The 17,864-nt window shown below is 60.0% G+C and carries 15 protein-coding genes; 3 read left to right on the forward strand and 12 right to left on the reverse strand.

Annotated features, from left to right (window positions below; genetic code table 11):
* Nucleotides 1-91: 91 nt before the first annotated feature.
* The 11 genes from QCBJ_RS26425 to QCBJ_RS26475 all read right to left on the reverse strand — a co-directional run bounded on the left by QCBJ_RS26425 (nucleotide 92) and on the right by QCBJ_RS26475 (nucleotide 14,136).
* Entirely contained in the window at nucleotides 92-1,321 is a 1,230-nt protein-coding gene (locus tag QCBJ_RS26425; RefSeq protein WP_102061910.1) for a multifunctional CCA addition/repair protein, read from the reverse strand.
* Between the two features lie 63 nt (nucleotides 1,322-1,384).
* Nucleotides 1,385-2,950 carry a SpoVR family protein gene (locus QCBJ_RS26430; protein ID WP_015886180.1) on the reverse strand — a complete coding sequence of 522 codons (1,566 nt, stop codon included), beginning with the start codon at nucleotides 2,948-2,950 and terminating at the stop codon, nucleotides 1,385-1,387.
* The gene (locus QCBJ_RS26435) at nucleotides 2,947-4,218 is read right to left on the reverse strand and encodes a YeaH/YhbH family protein (RefSeq protein ID WP_015886179.1); all 1,272 of its coding nucleotides are present in this window, start codon (nucleotides 4,216-4,218) and stop codon (nucleotides 2,947-2,949) included. The genes QCBJ_RS26430 and QCBJ_RS26435 overlap by 4 nt, the downstream gene beginning before the upstream one ends.
* 113 nt (nucleotides 4,219-4,331) lie before the next feature.
* Nucleotides 4,332-6,254, reverse strand: a complete 1,923-nt coding sequence (locus tag QCBJ_RS26440; protein ID WP_003194732.1) for a PrkA family serine protein kinase — start codon at nucleotides 6,252-6,254, stop codon at nucleotides 4,332-4,334.
* 284 nt (nucleotides 6,255-6,538) lie between these two features.
* Entirely contained in the window at nucleotides 6,539-6,868 is a 330-nt protein-coding gene (glpE, locus tag QCBJ_RS26445) for a thiosulfate sulfurtransferase GlpE (RefSeq protein ID WP_046035015.1), read from the reverse strand.
* Nucleotides 6,869-6,877: 9 nt separating this feature from the next.
* Nucleotides 6,878-7,729 carry a symmetrical bis(5'-nucleosyl)-tetraphosphatase gene (locus QCBJ_RS26450; RefSeq protein ID WP_015886177.1) on the reverse strand — a complete coding sequence of 284 codons (852 nt, stop codon included), beginning with the start codon at nucleotides 7,727-7,729 and terminating at the stop codon, nucleotides 6,878-6,880.
* Nucleotides 7,729-8,109 carry a Co2+/Mg2+ efflux protein ApaG gene (gene apaG, locus QCBJ_RS26455; protein WP_015886176.1) on the reverse strand — a complete coding sequence of 127 codons (381 nt, stop codon included), beginning with the start codon at nucleotides 8,107-8,109 and terminating at the stop codon, nucleotides 7,729-7,731. The genes QCBJ_RS26450 and apaG overlap by 1 nt, the downstream gene beginning before the upstream one ends.
* A gap of 106 nt (nucleotides 8,110-8,215) precedes the next feature.
* Nucleotides 8,216-9,028 carry a 16S rRNA (adenine(1518)-N(6)/adenine(1519)-N(6))-dimethyltransferase RsmA gene (gene rsmA, locus QCBJ_RS26460; RefSeq protein WP_015886175.1) on the reverse strand — a complete coding sequence of 271 codons (813 nt, stop codon included), beginning with the start codon at nucleotides 9,026-9,028 and terminating at the stop codon, nucleotides 8,216-8,218.
* Complete coding sequence (gene pdxA / locus QCBJ_RS26465; protein WP_046035017.1) at nucleotides 9,025-10,014, reverse strand: 4-hydroxythreonine-4-phosphate dehydrogenase PdxA; 990 nt, start codon at nucleotides 10,012-10,014, stop codon at nucleotides 9,025-9,027. Before pdxA ends, rsmA begins: the two co-directional genes overlap by 4 nt.
* The gene (locus QCBJ_RS26470; RefSeq protein ID WP_043205983.1) at nucleotides 10,011-11,351 is read right to left on the reverse strand and encodes a peptidylprolyl isomerase; all 1,341 of its coding nucleotides are present in this window, start codon (nucleotides 11,349-11,351) and stop codon (nucleotides 10,011-10,013) included. Before QCBJ_RS26470 ends, pdxA begins: the two co-directional genes overlap by 4 nt.
* Nucleotides 11,326-14,136, reverse strand: a complete 2,811-nt coding sequence (locus QCBJ_RS26475) for an LPS-assembly protein LptD (RefSeq protein ID WP_015886172.1) — start codon at nucleotides 14,134-14,136, stop codon at nucleotides 11,326-11,328. Before QCBJ_RS26475 ends, QCBJ_RS26470 begins: the two co-directional genes overlap by 26 nt.
* A 130-nt stretch (nucleotides 14,137-14,266) precedes the next feature.
* Here QCBJ_RS26475 and QCBJ_RS26480 point away from each other — a divergent pair, with 130 nt between their 5' ends.
* From QCBJ_RS26480 to QCBJ_RS26490, 3 genes are read left to right on the forward strand one after another with little or no spacing between them, the layout of a single operon-like run.
* Nucleotides 14,267-15,292 carry an aminoglycoside phosphotransferase family protein gene (locus QCBJ_RS26480; protein ID WP_015886171.1) on the forward strand — a complete coding sequence of 342 codons (1,026 nt, stop codon included), beginning with the start codon at nucleotides 14,267-14,269 and terminating at the stop codon, nucleotides 15,290-15,292.
* Complete coding sequence (gene murU / locus QCBJ_RS26485; RefSeq protein ID WP_015886170.1) at nucleotides 15,289-15,963, forward strand: N-acetylmuramate alpha-1-phosphate uridylyltransferase MurU; 675 nt, start codon at nucleotides 15,289-15,291, stop codon at nucleotides 15,961-15,963. The genes QCBJ_RS26480 and murU overlap by 4 nt, the downstream gene beginning before the upstream one ends.
* A gap of 1 nt (nucleotide 15,964) precedes the next feature.
* Nucleotides 15,965-16,732, forward strand: coding sequence for a TerB family tellurite resistance protein (locus QCBJ_RS26490; RefSeq protein WP_064054222.1), 768 nt, complete (start codon nucleotides 15,965-15,967; stop codon nucleotides 16,730-16,732).
* An 82-nt stretch (nucleotides 16,733-16,814) separates the two neighbouring features.
* Here QCBJ_RS26490 and QCBJ_RS26495 read toward each other — a convergent pair whose 3' ends face one another.
* Nucleotides 16,815-17,789: an alpha/beta hydrolase family protein gene (locus tag QCBJ_RS26495; protein ID WP_102061911.1), complete on the reverse strand. Its 975-nt coding sequence runs from the start codon at nucleotides 17,787-17,789 to the stop codon at nucleotides 16,815-16,817.
* Nucleotides 17,790-17,864 lie beyond the last annotated feature (75 nt).

The following is a 17,864-nucleotide window of genomic DNA, read 5'->3' on the forward strand; positions in this document are numbered from 1 at the left end:
CCACAGTCTCCCTGCCAAGACTCAACAGCCGGGTTTAGGGCTGCTGCGCAGCCCAACGGGAGCAAGCTCCCTCGCCACGGGTGGGCAGCGTCTAGAGAATGGGCTGTTCTTTGTAGGCCTTCAACGCCTTAAGCCTTTCGCGCTTCAACGCCTCACCCAGTTCCGGGCCTTTGTAGCCCTTCTCCAGCAAGGGCGCGACGGCCACTTCGCGGGCTGCCTTCGCCGCCCCACGCAAATAATCCGCCTGTGGATAAATGCGTTGCTCCAGGCCCTTGCGGCCCCGGGCGTCCATCTCGCAGGCGATCACAAACTCTTCAAAGCGCTGCGGCCGACGGTACACGTCAAAACTCTGCAGCAACTCCAGCAATGTCGAGGCTTTCAGCTCAAGCGCCCGATGGCCGTGAGTGTGGTATTGGCCCACCAGCAACGCCAGTTCCTGACAATCCCTTGGCACTTTGAAGCGTTCATTGACGGCCTTGATCAGCTTCAAGCCCCGATGTTCATGGGCAATATGCTGCGGCAACTTATCCACAGGCGTCGTGCCCTTGCCCAGGTCGTGGAGCAGGCAAGCCCAGCGCACAGTCAGTGGCTGTTTGTGCAAGGCTGCCTGTTCCAACACGCTCAAGGTGTGCACGCCGGTGTCGATTTCCGGGTGATGGGCTTCGGGCTGCGGTACGCCGAACAGTGCATCGACCTCAGGCATCAAGGTTTTCAACGCAGCGCAGTCGCGCAGTACCTGGATAAATACCTGTGGCTGGTCTTCCATCAATGCCCGAGAGATTTCTTTCCAGCTGCGCTCCGGTGTCAGGGCTTCCAGTTCACCGGACTCGCTGAGTTGACGCATCAGTTCCAGTGTCTCGGGCGCGACGGTAAAACCCAGGTGCGCGTAACGCGCAGCAAAGCGCGCGACTCGCAGTACCCGTAGAGGATCTTCGGCGAATGCCGGGGAAACATGGCGCAAAATGCGCGCTTCAAGGTCGCGCAGGCCGTGATAGGGGTCAGTCAAGTTACCGTCATCGTCTTCCGCCATCGCGTTGATGGTCAGGTCGCGACGGATCAGGTCTTCTTCCAGCGTAACCTCTGGGCTGGCATGAAACACAAAGCCGCCGTAACCCCGGCCGCTCTTGCGTTCGGTGCGGGCCAGCGCGTATTCATCGCCATTTTTTGGGTCCAGGAATACCGGGAAGTCTGCACCCACAGGTTTGAAGCCTTTGGCCAGCATCTCTTCTGTGGTTGCACCCACGACGACGCGGTCGATGTCGGTGACCTTGATGCCCAGCAAGTGGTCGCGTACGGCACCGCCGACTTTGTAGATTTTCATGAAAAAGCCTCCATTAGCGTCACAGGATACCGCCTGTGCCTGGCCAATGGAGGCTTTGCTGTTTCAGAGATGAACGACGGCGAGGTCCAGGCGCCCGTAGTCGTTGTCGTTATGATCGCTGCGCGGTGGCACGTGATGGGTTTTCATCACCTGATCGCCTTGCAGGGTTTCCAGGTGGATGTCGAACCCCCACAGCCGGTGCAGGTGCTTGAGCACTTCCTCGGTGGATTCGCCGAGAGGTTTGCGGTCGTGTTGCTGATGGCGCAGGGTCAACGAGCGGTCGCCACGCACATCGATGCTGTAGATCTGCACATTAGGCTCGCGATTGCCCAGGTTGTACTGCGCCGCCAAGGTTTCGCGGATGGTGCGGTAGCCGGGTTCATCATGGATGGCCGGTACCAGCAGGTCATCCTTGAGGTCGTCATCGAGGATGCTGAACAGCTTCAGGTCACGAATCACTTGGGGTGACAGGTACTGAAGGATAAAGCTCTCATCCTTGAAGCTGCTCATGGCGAACTTGATGGTAGACAGCCAGTCACTGCCGGCGATTTCGGGGAACCAGCGGCGGTCCTCCTCGGTTGGGTGTTCGCACATGCGTCGGATATCGCGGTACATGGCGAAGCCCAGCGCGTAAGGGTTGATGCCGTTGTAGTAAGGGCTGTCGAAGCCTGGCTGGAACACCACGCTGGTATGGGAGGTGAGAAACTCCATCATGAAACCGTCAGTGACCAGGCCTTCGTCGTACAGGTCGTTCATCAAGGTGTAGTGCCAGAACGTCGCCCATCCTTCGTTCATCACCTGGGTCTGACGCTGTGGATAAAAGTACTGGGCGATCTTGCGCACAATGCGCACGATTTCGCGCTGCCACGGCTCCAGCAACGGTGCGTGCTTTTCCAGGAAATAGAGGATGTTTTCCTGAGGTTCGGAGGGGAAGCGCGCATTGTCCTTGTCGCTGTTCTTGCCGGCGCGTTTGGGAATGGTGCGCCACAAGTCGTTGATCTGTTTCTGCAGGTGCTCTTCGCGCTCTTTCTGGCGCAGACGTTCTTCCTCGGCGGAAATCGGGTAGGGGCGTTTGTAACGGTCGACTCCGTAGTTCATCAGGGCATGGCAGGAGTCGAGCAGGTCTTCCACCGCATCGATGCCGTGGCGCTCCTCGCATTGCATGATGTACTGCTTGGCAAACACCAGGTAATCGATGATCGAACTGGCATCGGTCCATGTGCGGAACAGGTAATTACCCTTGAAGAAGCTGTTGTGCCCGTAGCATGCGTGAGCCACCACCAGCGCTTGCATGCAGATGGTGTTCTCTTCCATCAGGTAGGCGATGCAGGGGTCGGAGTTGATCACGATCTCGTAGGCCAAACCCATCTGGCCACGACTGTAGGACTTTTCGGTGCTGAGGAAGTGTTTGCCGTAGGACCAATGGTGATAACCCAGGGGCATGCCGACGGAGGCATAGGCATCCATCATCTGTTCGGCGGTGATCACTTCGATCTGGTTGGGGTAGGTGTCCAGGGCATAACCCGCCGCAATGCGGCTGATTTCCCGGTCATAGGCCTGGATCAGTTCAAAGGTCCACTCAGACCCCGTGGAAATGGGTTGGCGCTTTTGCTCTTTTTTGGCGGTCATGTCACTAACCTGCGCTGGAAGAGTTCACGGAAGACCGGGTAGATATCGCCGGCCGAGACCAGTTGCTGCTGGGCGAAGGTGTCGGCAAAGGCTTCGCCGATGCGTTCATATTCGAACCACAGGGCCTGGTGCTCACGGGGGGTGATTTCAACGTAAGTGTAGTACTGCACGAACGGCATGATCTGGTTGATCAGGATGTCGCGGCAGATAGGCGAGTCGTCGTTCCAGTTGTCGCCGTCCGAGGCTTGGGCGGCGTAGATATTCCACTCGTTGGCTGGGTAGCGCTCGGCCATGATCTCCTGCATCAACTTCAACGCGCTGGAGACGATGGTGCCGCCGGTTTCTCGCGAGTAGAAGAACTCTTCTTCGTCTACTTCCCGGGCGCTGGTGTGGTGGCGAATGAACACCACATCGATCTTGTCGTAGTTCCGCTTGAGAAACAGGTACAGCAGGATAAAGAAGCGCTTGGCGATGTCCTTGGTGGCCTGGGTCATGGAGCCGGAAACGTCCATCAGGCAGAACATCACCGCCTTGGAACTGGGATTGGGTTGTTTGACCAGCAGGTTGTATTTCAAGTCAAAGGTGTCGAGAAATGGCACACGATGAATGCGTGCGCTGAGTTTCTCTATTTCCGCCTCTATTTCCTGAATATCGCCGAAGTTGTCCGGCTCTTCACGTTTCAAACGCGCCAACTCTTCCTTGGCATCCCTCAGTTTGGCGCGGCTGCTGCCCGACAGGGCGATACGCCGGGCATGGGCCGAGCGCAGGGTGCGGATGATGTTGATGCGTGACGGGTTGCCCTCGTTACTGATCCCGGCGCGGACGGTCTTGAAGGTGTCGGTGCCGGTCAGGTTGCGCTTGACCAGGTTGGGCAACTCCAGGTCCTCGAACATGAACTCGAGGAATTCTTCCTGGGTGATCTGGAACACGAACTCATCCATGCCTTCGCCGGAATTACCCGCCTTGCCGGGGCCCTTGCCGCCGCCACCGCCTTGGGGGCGCTGGATATGTTCGCCGGTGGTGAATTCCTTGTTGCCGGGGTGCACGACGGTCTGTTTACCGCCCCGGCCGTGGTGCAGCACCGGTTCGTCGATGTCCCGTCCAGGAATGCTGATTTGTTCGCCATGCTCCATATCGGTGATAGAGCGGCGGCTGACGGCCTCTTCAACGGCCTTTTTGATGTGGTCACGGTAACGCCGCAGGAAACGCTGGCGGTTTACCGTGCTCTTGTTCTTGCCATTGAGGCGTCGGTCGATCACATAGCTCATGGGGAGCCCTCCGGGCAGCTTCACGTTACAAGCTTCAGGCAGCGAGCTGGAAGCTTAGAGACAAGCGGTCGGCTGCCAGGCCAGAAGCCCGGCAGCGCACGCCTGTCGCTGCCTTACTGCGATTTGCGAACCCGCAGGTACCACTCGGAGAGCAGCCGTACCTGTTTGTCTGTGTAGCCGCGCTCGACCATTCGTGTGACGAAGTCGTTGTGCTTTTGCTGATCCTCCTTGCTGGCCTTGGCGTTGAAGCTGATGACCGGCAGCAGGTCCTCGGTGTTGGAGAACATTTTCTTCTCGATGACCACCCGCAGCTTCTCGTAGCTGAGCCAGGTCGGGTTCTTGCCGTTGTTGTTGGCCCGTGCGCGCAGCACGAAGTTGACGATTTCGTTGCGGAAATCTTTCGGATTACTGATGCCGGCTGGTTTTTCGATTTTCTCCAGTTCTTCGTTGAGGGCTACGCGATTGAGGATCTCACCGGTTTCCGGATCCCGGTATTCCTGGTCCTGGATCCAGAAGTCGGCGTACAGCACGTAGCGGTCGAAGATGTTCTGGCCATATTCGCTGTAGGACTCCAGGTACGCGGTCTGGATTTCCTTGCCGATGAACTCGATGTAGCGCGGCGCCAGGTATTCCTTGAGGAAGCGCAGGTAGCGCTCGCGGGTTTCTGCCTGGAATTGCTCCTGTTCGATCTGCTGTTCCAGCACGTAGAGCAGATGTACCGGGTTGGCGGCGATCTCGTGGGGGTCGAAGTTGAAGACCTTGGACAGGATCTTGAACGCAAAGCGCGTCGACAGGCCGTTCATGCCCTCATCCACACCCGCCGTGTCGCGGTATTCCTGGATCGACTTGGCCTTGGGGTCGGTGTCCTTGAGGTTTTCGCCGTCGTACACACGCATCTTCGAGTAGATGTTCGAGTTTTCCGGCTCCTTGAGGCGTGACAGCACGGTGAACTGGGCGAGCATCTTCAGGGTGTCGGGTGCGCAGTGGGCCTTGGCCAGCGAGCTGTTGAACAGCAGTTTGTCGTAAATCTTGATCTCATCGCTGACCCGCAGGCAGTACGGCACCTTGACGATATAGATCCGGTCGATGAAGGCTTCGTTGTTCTTGTTGTTACGGAAGGTGTGCCATTCCGATTCGTTGGAGTGGGCCAGCAGGATCCCGGTGAACGGAATCGCGCCCAGGCCTTCGGTACTGTTGTAGTTGCCTTCCTGAGTCGCGGTGAGCAGGGGGTGCAGCACCTTGATCGGTGCCTTGAACATCTCCACGAACTCCATCAGGCCCTGGTTGGCCCGGCACAGTGCGCCCGAGTAGCTGTAAGCATCGGCGTCGTTCTGCGGGAATTCCTCGAGTTTGCGGATATCGACCTTACCCACCAGCGCCGATATGTCCTGGTTGTTCTCGTCGCCCGGCTCGGTCTTGGCCACGCCGATCTGGTTGAGGATCGACGGGTAGAGTTTCACCACGCGGAACTGGCTGATGTCACCGCCGAACTCGGCCAGGCGCTTGGTGGCCCAGGGTGACATGATGGTGTTGAGGTAGCGCCGTGGGATGCCGAAGTCTTCTTCGAGGATCGCGCCATCTTCCGTGGCGTTGAACAAGCCCAGGGGCGACTCGAAGACCGGTGAGCCCTTGATGGCGTAGAAGGGCACCTTCTCGATCAGTTGTTTGAGTTTTTCGGCCAGGGACGATTTACCGCCGCCGACGGGGCCGAGCAGGTAGAGGATCTGTTTCTTCTCTTCCAGGCCTTGGGCGGCATGGCGGAAGTAGGAGACGATCTGGTCAATGCATTCTTCCATTCCGTGGAAGTCTTCAAAGGCCGGGTAGCGGCGGATCACCTTGTTGGAGAATATTCGCGACAGCCGCGAATTGTTGGCGGTTTCCACCAGCTCCGGCTCGCCAATCGCCAAGAGCAGGCGTTCGGCGGCAGATGCGTAGGTGCTACGGTCTTGTTTGCACAGCTCGAGATACTCTTGCAGCGTGAGTTCTTCCTGCTGTGTGGACGCGAAGCGTTGTTGGAAGTGGCTAAAGATACTCATGACGTCGTCACCTCGCTCGATACGTGGAGCCGACGCCGGATCAATCAGTCGATGCTGGCAGACATTGGCGAACACCAATGGCCGTTTTCCCCCCAAACACCCTGAAACGCTACCGATGACCCGCACGCCGGTGTACCGGCTCTCCCCTGATTCGGATGGCCTGCGCTTAAGGATAGTTCGGAATCGGAGAGGTCAAGGCGCGATACGTAATTAGTTTGGCTGCGCCGTTCGTCAGAAACGGCGCTAGCCCAAGCGTCACGCGGGGTAGCGGGGTGTGAAAAAAATTATTGCGAATTGCCTGAAGAAATTTCCGCAGGATAAGTCGTACGCCAAAGCTCAAAGCCACCGTCCAGGCTATAGACATCGGAGAAACCCTGGCTGACCAGGTAGGCCGCCGCGCTCTGACTGGAATTGCCGTGGTAGCACGCCACGATCACGGGTGCGTCAAGGTCGGCGGCGCGGATGAAGTCGGCGATGTTGACGTTGTCCAAGTGCTGGGCACCGGTGATGTGGCCGGCCGCATACGTCGGCTGGTCACGGATGTCGACCACCACGGCACCTTGCTCGCGCAGGGCCTGGGCGTGTTCGGGAGGGATACGTTTGAATTCGCTCATGGCGGGCTCCTATGGCTTGGCCGTAGCCGGCAGTGTAACGGGAAGGGGAGATTCGCACTGGCAGCTATAACGCTCGCCGGTGTCGATATTCATCAGGGTCATGGCGCCGCCCCACACGCAACCGGTGTCGAGGGCGAAGACGCCGGGCTCATCGCACTTGCCTTCAAGCGCTGCCCAATGACCAAAAACGATCTTGGTGTCACGGGTCTTGCGCTCCTTGTGAGCAAACCACGGTTTGTAACCCGGCAGCGCGGTGTCGGCGCCTTCTTTGCTCTTGAGGTCCAGTTTGCCTTCAGCGGTGCAGAAGCGCATGCGGGTGAAATAGTTGGTGATCACTCGTAGGCGGGCGACGCCGGTCAGGTCGTTGTCCCACTTGACGGGATCGTTGCCGTACATGCCGTCGAGATAGGCGGTGTACAGGGTGTCATCGGCCAGTGCACTTTCGACTTCAGCGGCACACTTGAGGGCTTTCTTCAGTGTCCACTGGGGCGGGATGCCAGCATGGACCAGGGCCATGTTGCGGCCTTGGTCGTAATGCATGATTTTTTGCCGGCGCAGCCAGTCGAGCAACTCGGCGCGATCCGGCGCTTCGAGGATTTCCCGCAGGGTGTCGCCCTTTTTCAGGCGCTCGATCGTGTTGCTGGCCGCCAGCAGGTGCAGGTCGTGGTTGCCCAGCACGCACACCAGGGAGTCACGCAGGCTATATAAGTAGCGCAGGGTCTCCAGGGACTCAGGGCCCCGGTTGACCACATCACCCACCAGCCACAGTCGATCCTTTGCCGGGTCGAAGGCTACGCGATCAAGCAGGCACTTGAGGGGCTCCAGACAACCTTGCAGGTCGCCGACCGCATAGGTCGCCATCAGTGCAGGGCTCCCGGCACCGCGAGGCGGAAGGGCGCAATGATGGCGTCGAACAATTTACCGTCAGTGGCTTTCATCTGATACGAACCCTGCATGGTGCCGACCTTGGAGGTCATCACCGTGCCGCTGCTGTAGGTGTGGCTGGCGCCTATGTCGATCAGCGGCTGCTGGCCTACCACGCCCGCGCCGCGCACTTCTTCGACCTGGCCGTCACCGTCGGTGATGACCCAGTGGCGTGACAGCAACTTGGCCGGCACCAGCCCGTTGTTTTTCACCGTGATGGTGTAGGCAAAGGCGAAGCGGTTCTGTTCAGGTTGCGATTGGTCCGCGAGGAAGCGGGTGACGACGCTGACGTCGATCTGGTAGCGAGGATCGGACATGCAAGAGGCCTTAAAAGCAAAAGCGGAGGACAGCAGATGCGGGTCAGTCTAGGCCAAGAAGCGGGCACTAGGCCAGACATGCTGTCCGGCCCAGGCACTACAGGCTTCAGTCCGCAGTGGGCGCAGGCTGGATGGCAAGCTGGTCGGCCAAGCGCACGAATGCGGCCAGGTCCAACTGCTCGGGCCGCAGGCTGCCATCGACGCCGGCGGCTTCGATTTCGGCCTGGCTCAACAGCGCCTTGAGCGTGTTGCGCAGGGTTTTGCGGCGCTGGTTGAAGGCTTCACGCACCACGCGCTCAAGCAATTTGTGATCCTTGGCCGGATGCGGCAGCACGGCGTGTGGCACCAGGCGCACGATGGCCGAGTCGACCTTCGGCGGCGGGTTGAACGCACCGGGGCCGACGTTGAACAGGTGTTCGACGCGGCAGTGGTACTGGACCATGATCGACAGCCGACCCCAATCACCACCCCCCGGCCCGGCAGCCAGGCGTTCCACCACTTCCTTTTGCAGCATGAAGTGCATGTCGCGGATGATCCCGGCGTTGTTCAGCAGGTGGAAAATCAGCGGCGTGGAGATGTTGTACGGCAGGTTACCTACCACCCGCAGGCTGTTGGGCGCTGCATTGAGGGTATTGAAGTCGAACTTCAGTGCATCCCCCTGATGCAGGTTGAAGTTGGGCATGCCGGCGAACTGCTGGTTGAGGATCGGGATCAGGTCCTTGTCCAGTTCCACCACGTCCAGTTGGCCGCCGCTGGCCAGCAGGCCCTGGGTCAATGCGCCCTGGCCCGGGCCGATTTCCAGCAGACGGTCTTCGGGCTTGGCATGGATCGAGCGCAGGATGCGGTCGATCACGCCGGCGTCGTGCAGGAAGTTTTGCCCGAAGCGCTTACGCGCCCGGTGTTGGTAATGCTCAGTCATATACGGGTCTCGGCCATCTGATAGGCGGTTTCCAGGGCCACGTGCAGGCTGCCGGTATCGATCTTGCCGCTGCCCGCCAGGTCCAGGGCAGTGCCATGGTCGACGGAGGTACGGATGATCGGCAGGCCCAGTGTCACGTTGACGGCGGCGCCGAAGCCTTTGTATTTAAGCACCGGCAGCCCCTGGTCGTGGTACATCGCCAGCACTGCGTCGCAGTGCTCCAGATATTTGGGGGTAAACAGAGTGTCCGCTGGCAGTGGGCCGCGCAGGTCCATGCCTTCTTGGCGCAGACGCTCCAGGGTGGGTTCGATGATGTCGATTTCTTCATGGCCCAGGTGGCCGCCTTCACCGGCGTGGGGGTTAAGCCCACAGACCAGGATGCGCGGTTGGGCGATGCCGAATTTCTGTTGCAGGTCGGCGTGCAGGATGCGTGTCACGCGCTCCAGTCGCTCGACGGTGATGGCATCGGCAATCTCACGCAGCGGCAGGTGCGTGGTCACCAGGGCGACCCGCAGGCCGCGTGTGGCCAGCATCATCACGACTTGAGCGGTGTGGGTCAGTTCGGCGAGGAACTCGGTGTGGCCGGAAAAGGCGATGCCGGATTCGTTGATCACGCCCTTGTGCACCGGGGCCGTGATCATGCCGGCGAAATCGCCATCGATGCAGCCTTGCCCTGCGCGCGTCAGGGTTTCCAGCACGAACGCCGCGTTGGCCTTGTCCAGTTGCCCGGCAACCACCTTGGCCTGTAGCGGGGTGTCCCACACATACAAGCTACCGGCGGGGGCGGGCAAGTCGGGCCAGTTGCCTGGCGCCACGTCCAGCAAAGTGACAGCCACACCCAGCTGCGCGGCCCGCTCAAGGAGCAGGTCGCGGCTGGTAATAGCAATCAGGGGGTGTGGCTGAGGTTGCGAGGCGAGCAGCAGGCACAGGTCAGGACCAATGCCGGCCGGCTCGCCGGGTGTCACCGCGAAACGCTGGGGTTTCACTGAGCGGCCTGGTCGGTGCCTGTTTGCGGGGCGCCTGGCAGCTTGTTTTCCACGTAGGCTTCGTCACGGATCTGACGCAGCCAGGTTTGCAGCTCTTCGTCGTACTTGCGGTTACGCAGTACGTTCAACGCTTGTTGCTCGCGGGCTTGGTTGGTGTTGTCGGTGGCGCGACGGCCAAGGACTTCCAGCACATGCCAGCCATATTGGGTCTTGAACGGCTTGGACAGTACGCCTTGCGGAGTATCGGCCATCACCTGCTGGAACTCAGGCACCAGGGCCTTCGGGTCGATCCAGTTCAAATCGCCGCCGTTGAGGGCGGAACCTGGGTCTTCCGAGAAGCTTTTGGCCAAGGTGGCGAAGTCTTCACCGCTTTCGATGCGGTCATAGATCTTCTGGGCCAATTCCTTGGTTTGGGCTTCGGTGCGGATTTCACTCGGTTTGACCAGGATGTGGCGAACATGCACCTCATCCTTGAGCGAGGTTTCACCGCCGCGTTTTTCCAGGAGTTTGAGGATGATGAAGCCACCCGGCGTACGCGCAGGCTGGGTGATACCACCCACTTCCATGGCGCTCAGTTCACGGTCGAACGGAGGTGGCAGTTGAGCGGCTTTACGCCAGCCCATGTCACCGCCTTCGAGGGCGTTGTCGCTGCCGGACTGGGCAATGGCCATCTGGGCAAAATCAGCACCAGCCTTGAGGCGATCATAGATAGCCTGGGTCTTGGCGGCGGCTGCATTGAGCTGCTCGGAGTTGGCGCTGTCCGGGGTTGGGATCAGGATATTGGCCAAGTGCAGTTCTTCGGAAAGCTGCATCTTGCCCAAGTCGGACGCCAGGAAGTTCTTCACTTCCTGCTCGGACACCTGAACCCGCTCGGCGACACGGCGCTGACGCACACGGCTGATGATCATTTCACGGCGAATCTGGTCACGGGCGTCCTCATAGGACAAACCGTCGTGGGCCAGGGCTGCACGGAACTGGTCAATGCTCATGTTGTTGCGCTGGGCGATAGTGCCCACGGCCTGGTTCAGTTCTTCGTCCGAAATACGGATGCCGGAACGATCACCGATCTGCAGTTGCAGGTTTTCGACGATCAGGCGTTCCAGTACCTGTTGGTCCAGGACGCTGGTAGGTGGCACGCCACCGCCACGCTTGGCGATGGTTTGCTGGACTTCCTTGACGCGTTGGTCCAGTTGGCTCTGCATGATCACGTCGTTATCGACGATGGCCACGACCTTGTCCAGTTGTTGAACCGCAGCGTGAGCCGATGCGGTCCCCAGGAGCAGTGCGCCCAGCACTAGCGGGCGCAGACAATCAGAAAGCTTGGTCTTCACGTTCACGATAACCTTCAATGCCTTTGTCGAGGAAGCTCTCTACCTTGGCGCCGGTCAGGCCGCCGAGTCCTTTGAGGACGATCTGGAAGAAGAGCCCGTGGTCACCCTTTTCGTTAAGCGGGGCGATCTGGCTGTATTCGTCGTTGGAAACCCAGTAACGGTTGATGACGCGCAGTTTCCAGCAGCAGTTGTCGTACTCGAAACCACCGAAGGCTTCCAGGGTGCGGTTGCGGGCGTAGTCATACTGCCAGCGGGTGATCAGGTTCCACTGAGGAATGATCGGCCACATCATCGAGAAGTCGTGTTGTTGGATTTTGTAGTAATCCTTCACGAAGTTCGGATCGCCTGGCTGCCCGTAGTCACCACCGAACTGCCATTTGCCGGTCAGCTGGTTGTAGACCACCTGGTCGTTACGATAACGGTAACCGACGTTGATGATCTTGTTCGGGTTGTCTTCCGGCTGGTAGTGAAGCATCGCGCTGCCGGAACGAGGACTGTGTTCCTCGGTGTCCCAGTTGTAATCAGCGGTGGCGCGCCAGTCGCGGTTGAAGCGGAACTCGTAGTCCAGGGCGACTGGTGATACATCCGAGTTTGCATCGGCACGGTCGGAAGCCAGGATGCCCGGCAGTTGGACTTCACGATCCTTGAAGTACAGCGCCTGGCCCACGGAGACGCGCTGACGCTCGAAGCCGTTGTCTTCGATCCAGCGGCTGGTCAAGCCCAGGGACAGCTTGTTCTCGTCACCGATCCGGTCAGCGCCGCTGAAGCGGTTGTCGCGGAACAGCGAGGCGTAGCTGAACGAGTATTCGCTGGTGTCGAAGACCGGGATATCAGCCTGGTCCTTGTTCGGTACGTAGAGGTAGAACGCACGCGGCTCAAGGGTCTGGCGATAATCTTTGCCGAACCAGTTGGTGTTGCGATCAAAGTACAGGCCGCTGTCGACACTCGCCACCGGAACCGCACGGTCCTGGGAGCTCTTGAACGTGCCACCCGCGTAAGGGTTGGCGGCGGTTGCTGCAGCTTGGTCAGCAATAATCTGGTTCTTGCCGGTGCTGTCCAGGTCCAGGTCGTACTTGGTGTAGACGTACTTGAGCTTTGGCGTCACAAAGCCATAGGTCCAGTTCATCGGATATTCAACAGCTGGGGCTACGTTGAGTCGAGTACCGTTTGCACGGGTCAGGCCTCTGACGTAGGTGTCCAGGCGAGGCGACACGAGGCCGTCCTGATCGGTAAAGGTACCGTTCTCCAGGCTGCGTTCAAAGCGAACAGCTTCAGTCTCGTAGGTAAAGTCCAGCCCGCCCGGATGATACGGGAGCGCACCATTGAAGGTGATTTGCGGCAACCGGTCATACGGTGTGATCTGGGAGATCGTCGCCAACTGGTAAGCCTGGACGTTCAGGCGCGCCTGGTAAGAGTCGCCCCGGTAGGTCACGGAACCCTGTTGATTAAGGGCATCCCGGCTTTCAACGCCTTCCTGGAACGACTTCAGATCCTGGAAGTAGTAAGGATCGCTGATCCGGGTGTAGTCGACCTGGGTCAGTACACGCGAATCCAGCCCACCCTTGTGTTGCCAGTTGAGCATGTAGCGGGTTTTTTCGTAATCGGTCTGCTTGCTGCGCTCGTCGTTGTCGTCGTTCAGGTACGCGCCGCCGAACTGGCCTTCGCTGGACTTGGTGAGGTAGCGGAATTCGCCTTCCATCAACAAACCGCGCTTGGTCATGTATTGCGGGTACAACGTGGCGTCGTAGTTTGGCGCCAGGTTGAAGTAGTACGGCGTAACCAGGGTGAAGCCGGTTTCGCTGCCGGTGCTGAAGCTTGGCGGCAGGAAGCCGGATTGACGACGGTCGTCGATCGGGAAGTAGATGTAAGGGGTATAGAGGATCGGGATGTTCTTGATCCGCAACGTCGCGTTGGTGGCCGTACCGAAACCGGTGGCCGGGTTCAACGTGATGTTGTTGCCCTTGAGCTGCCAGGCGTTGCTGTCTGGCTCGCACGTTGTGTACGTACCGTCCTTGAGACGGATGATCGCGTTCTCGGCACGCTTGGCGTACAGCGCGTTACCGCGGATACGCGACTTGTGCAGCACGTATTCGGCGTTGTCGATCTGGGCCGCGCCGGTATCGAGTTGCACTTCGGCGTGGTCGCCCACGATCAGTGCGCCGTTGTCGCGCAGACGGACTTTGCCGTTCAGCTCGCCACGGTTCTCGGCCTGGTACAGGCTGGCTTCTTCCGATTCCAGCTGCATGCTGCCTTGGCGCATGACGACGTCACCGGCCAGGGTCGCGACCTGTTGTTCCTGCTCGTAACGCGAGGCCTTGGCGCCGATGAAGGTGGGCGCATCGCTCTTGTTCGTCTTGTCGTTCATGCCAGGACGAGTCGGCTCGATGTACGCACCGCCGCAGTAAGGGCCGGTTTCGGCCAGTTGCGCTGCGGTCAGCTTGTCGCGCGGTACCCAGTCCAGGTGGCTGTAGTCGGCGCTGCGCGAGCGCAGGCCACGGCCCTTGGATTCGGTGACCAGTGCGGTCTGCGGCACGGCCTCGGCTTTGCCGCCGGCATCGGCTTGCGCCGTGCTGTTGGCAGAGCTGATGGCTGCGCCATCATGCACCGGGCGTGGTGGCAACGGGGCTGCGGCGGTTTTCGGCGCGCAATCCCAGGCACCCGAAGCAGAGACTGAGCAGTCATACTGTTCCGCGGCGACCACGAATGAGGTGGCGAAGGGTTGCAGGGCCAGCAGACTGCCGGTTACCAGCAACGGAAATTTTCTACGAAACGCGGGGGATTTCAATGCCATCTTATTAGTCCGGGCTTCCTGCGTGCCATCTGCCCGCGGTTTGGGCCGCACGCCTCTCGATGGTCTGAAAAAGATGCGTGATAATAAAGCATGCCCCGCTTGACGGCTAGCGCCGTCGGAGACCCTTGTAATGCCCGAGCACGATCTACGTTTACAACAGCTGGAAGTCTGGCTGGATGAGCAGTTGCCGATCCTTTTCAACGCTCAAGGCTGGGGTGCCGTACCCCCGGCCACATTGACCGCGGCCAGCAGCGACGCGAGTTTCAGGCGCTATTTCCGTTGGGAAGGCGGTGGCCGGACATTCGTGGTGATGGACGCCCCACCCCCCCAGGAAAACTGCAAACCTTTCGTCGATATCGCGCATTTGTTAGCGAAGTCGGGAATAAATGTGCCAAAAATTTATGCAGAAGATTTGCCGCGAGGCTTTCTTTTGCTCAATGACCTGGGCACAAAAACCTATTTGGACGTGATTGACGAGCAGAATGCCGATCAATTGTTTGCCGATGCCATCGACGCCTTGCTGGCTTTTCAGCAATTACCGATGGACGCGCCACTGCCCAGCTATGACGTAGCCTTGCTGCGCCGCGAGCTCGAATTGTTTCCCGAGTGGTACGTGCGCCGGCATCTGGGTATCGAACTCGATACGCAGCAGCAAGCGCTTTGGCAGCGTGTCAGCGATCACCTGATCGACAGCGCCCTGGCCCAGCCAAAGGTGCTGGTACACCGCGACTACATGCCGCGCAACCTGATGATCAGCGAACCGAACCCTGGCGTGCTGGACTTCCAGGATGCGGTCTACGGGCCTGTCACCTATGACATCACTTGCCTGTTCAAAGATGCCTTCCTCAGCTGGCCCAAGGCCCGCGTGCGGGATTGGCAGCGCGGTTATTGGCAGCGTGCCGGGCAATTGGGCATTCCGGTGCAGGCGGATGTCGAAGAATTCCTGCGTGCCAGCGACTTGATGGGCGTGCAGCGTCACCTCAAGGTCATCGGCATTTTTGCGCGCATCTGTCATCGCGACGGCAAGCCACGCTACCTGGCCGATGTACCGCGCTTCTTTGCTTATATAGAAGCGGTACTGGCGGACCGTCCGGAACTGAGCGAACTGGGTGAATTGCTGGCCAGCCTGCGTCAACCCGCCGAGGCGAGCGTATGAAGGCCATGATCCTGGCCGCCGGCAAAGGCGAGCGGATGCGTCCGCTGACCTTGCACACGCCCAAGCCGCTGGTGCAGGCCGGCGGCAAGCGCCTGATCGAGTATCACCTGGAGGCGCTGGCTAAGGCCGGCTTCACCGAGATCGTGATCAACCATGCCTGGCTCGGCCAGCAGATCGAAAGCTATCTGGGGGACGGCGCGCAGTTTGGCTTGCGCATCCGTTATTCGCCTGAGGGTGAGCCGCTGGAAACCGGCGGCGGGATTTTCCAGGCACTGCCGTTACTGGGGGATGAGCCGTTCCTGGTGGTCAATGGCGATATCTGGACCGATTACAACTTCGCCCGGCTCAAGCAACCGCTCAAGGGCTTGGCTCACCTGGTGATGGTCGATAACCCGGCGCATCACCCCTCGGGCGGTGATTTCTACCTTGATCAGGGTTTGCTTCATGATGCCGCGCCCGGTGCCGATAACCTGACCTTCAGTGGCATTTCCGTACTCGACCCCAAGCTGTTCGCGGGTTGCAGCGCGGGTGCCTTCAAGCTGGCGCCGCTTTTGCGGGCAGCCATGGCCAAAGGTCTGGTAACGGGGGAACACATGGCAGGACGCTGGATTGATGTCGGCACGCTGGAGCGCCTGGCGCAAGTCGAAACCCTGCTGGCAGCGGGGCAGTAACATGCTGTGGCCAGGGACGCTGATCGGCGCCGGGGCTGGCTTTGCGATTGCCAGTATTCCGGGGGCTTTGTTGGGTGCGCTGTTGGGGCAGGCGCTGGACCGCCGTCTGCAACTGCACAGCTGGGCGCAGTTGCGCGAGCGCCTGGGCGGGCGCCCGGTGTTGCGCAATGACGAGTTGTTGTTTGTGTTGCTGGGGCGTCTGGCCAAGAGCAATGGGCGAGTGGTGGATGGACATATCCAGCAGGCGCGCCAGGAAATGCGTGGGCTGGACATGAGCGACTCAGCGCAACGCCGTGCGATTGCGGCGTTTAATCGCGGCAAGTCCGGCGCCGACCGGGTGCGCAGCTATCTGCGTGTGCTCAAGGCTCAACCCCATGCGGCAGAAGGGGTATTGCGTGCGTGCTGGCGCATGGCCTGGGCGGACGGCAAGGCCGGTGACGCCGAGCGTGACCTGATTGATCAATGGGGCAAGTGGCTGGGCTGGACGCCGCAACAACTCCAGGCATTGGCGGGTGACTACACGCCGGAGCGCAAACCGTTGGTGAGTCGGGGCGGCACCTATCAGGATGCGTTGCGCTTGCTGGGTGTGACGGCGACCACCGAACCGTCGGCGATCAAGCGTGCCTATCGCCGACTGCTCAGCCGCCATCATCCGGACAAGATTGCCGGTACCGGCGCGAGTCCTGCGCAAGTGCGTGAGGCCACGGAGCGCACTCGGGAATTGCACAATGCCTACACGTTGATCCGCGAGCGCCGGGATTTCCGTTAACGATCGGGAAGTGGCAATCCAATCCACATGTGGGAGCAAGCCCCCTCTCACATTGGATCCAGGGTGGTGTTGAAGCCGGTGATCAGTCTGAAGTCGCCTGCGGGCTCAACCAGCCACGAACCCTGCGATACAACTGTTCCTGCTCTGCAGCACTGTTGCCGGGCAGGGTCTTCAGCGACACCTGTTTATAACCCTCATTCTTCAAGCGCTTGGCCGCCTGGGCACGTGCCAGGGCGTTTTTGCGTGATTGGGCGTCGTCTTGATAGAAGACATCGGCGGTCGGCAGTTTCAGGCCGGGCGCCAGTTGCTGCACATCCGGATGGCGCCCGGTGGGCGTCTGCGCCGCGACCATGACGAGCCTCTGCACCTGGGACGGTTGCTTCTCGCTCACATAACGTGCGGCCCACCACGCGCCGGTGCCGTGGCCGAGCAGCACGACGCTGCGTGCGCTCTGGGTCTGGGCGAAGGCCACGGCGGCATCGATGCGATCGAAGATGCGCGAGGCGTCAGTCTTGTCTTGCTCGTCTGCGCCAGGCACCACCGCAGGGTCGGTGCCTTCGGCTTCGGCGCTGGCGGCCTGCTCGATGGGTTTGTCGGCGGTGCTCGCTTCTTTACTGCTGGTGTCGACGGTGGCCTTGGGCGCTTCCATGACGCGCGGCGGCAGGGTATCTACGCTCACGTCCGGCAATGACAGGCTGAGACTGCCCCAATTGGCATCCGGCAATTTATGCCGCAACGGGCTGATTGCTTGCGGCCAGTCAGCATTTTCGCCGGCGCCGGGTACGATAATCACCACGCCTTCGGGCTCGGCGCTGTTGGCCGGTTTCCACAGCGCGAGAAAGGTATCGCTGCCGGCCTGCAATTGTTGCTGTTCCTGTTGCGGGATTTTACGTTCCAGGGCGCTGGCCTCTTCCTTGCTGCGCTCGGGCAAGGGCTGGCGTTCGACGGGTTTTTCGACGGCAGGCTCAGGCGCGTCAGCGGCCTGTACAGAAAAGGCACTGGTAATAAGCAGCGACAGGCACAATGCTGGCAGTGCCGAACGGTGGAGAAAGGGCATCGTTAATTCCCGGCCAGAAGTGATTCCAGCAGCCTAATGGGTTGGTCAGTATTTGTCAGTGATGTGAGACGTGGA

It is taken from the genome of Pseudomonas sp. QC2 (assembly GCF_002859085.1).
Taxonomy (GTDB): domain Bacteria; phylum Pseudomonadota; class Gammaproteobacteria; order Pseudomonadales; family Pseudomonadaceae; genus Aquipseudomonas; species Aquipseudomonas petroselini.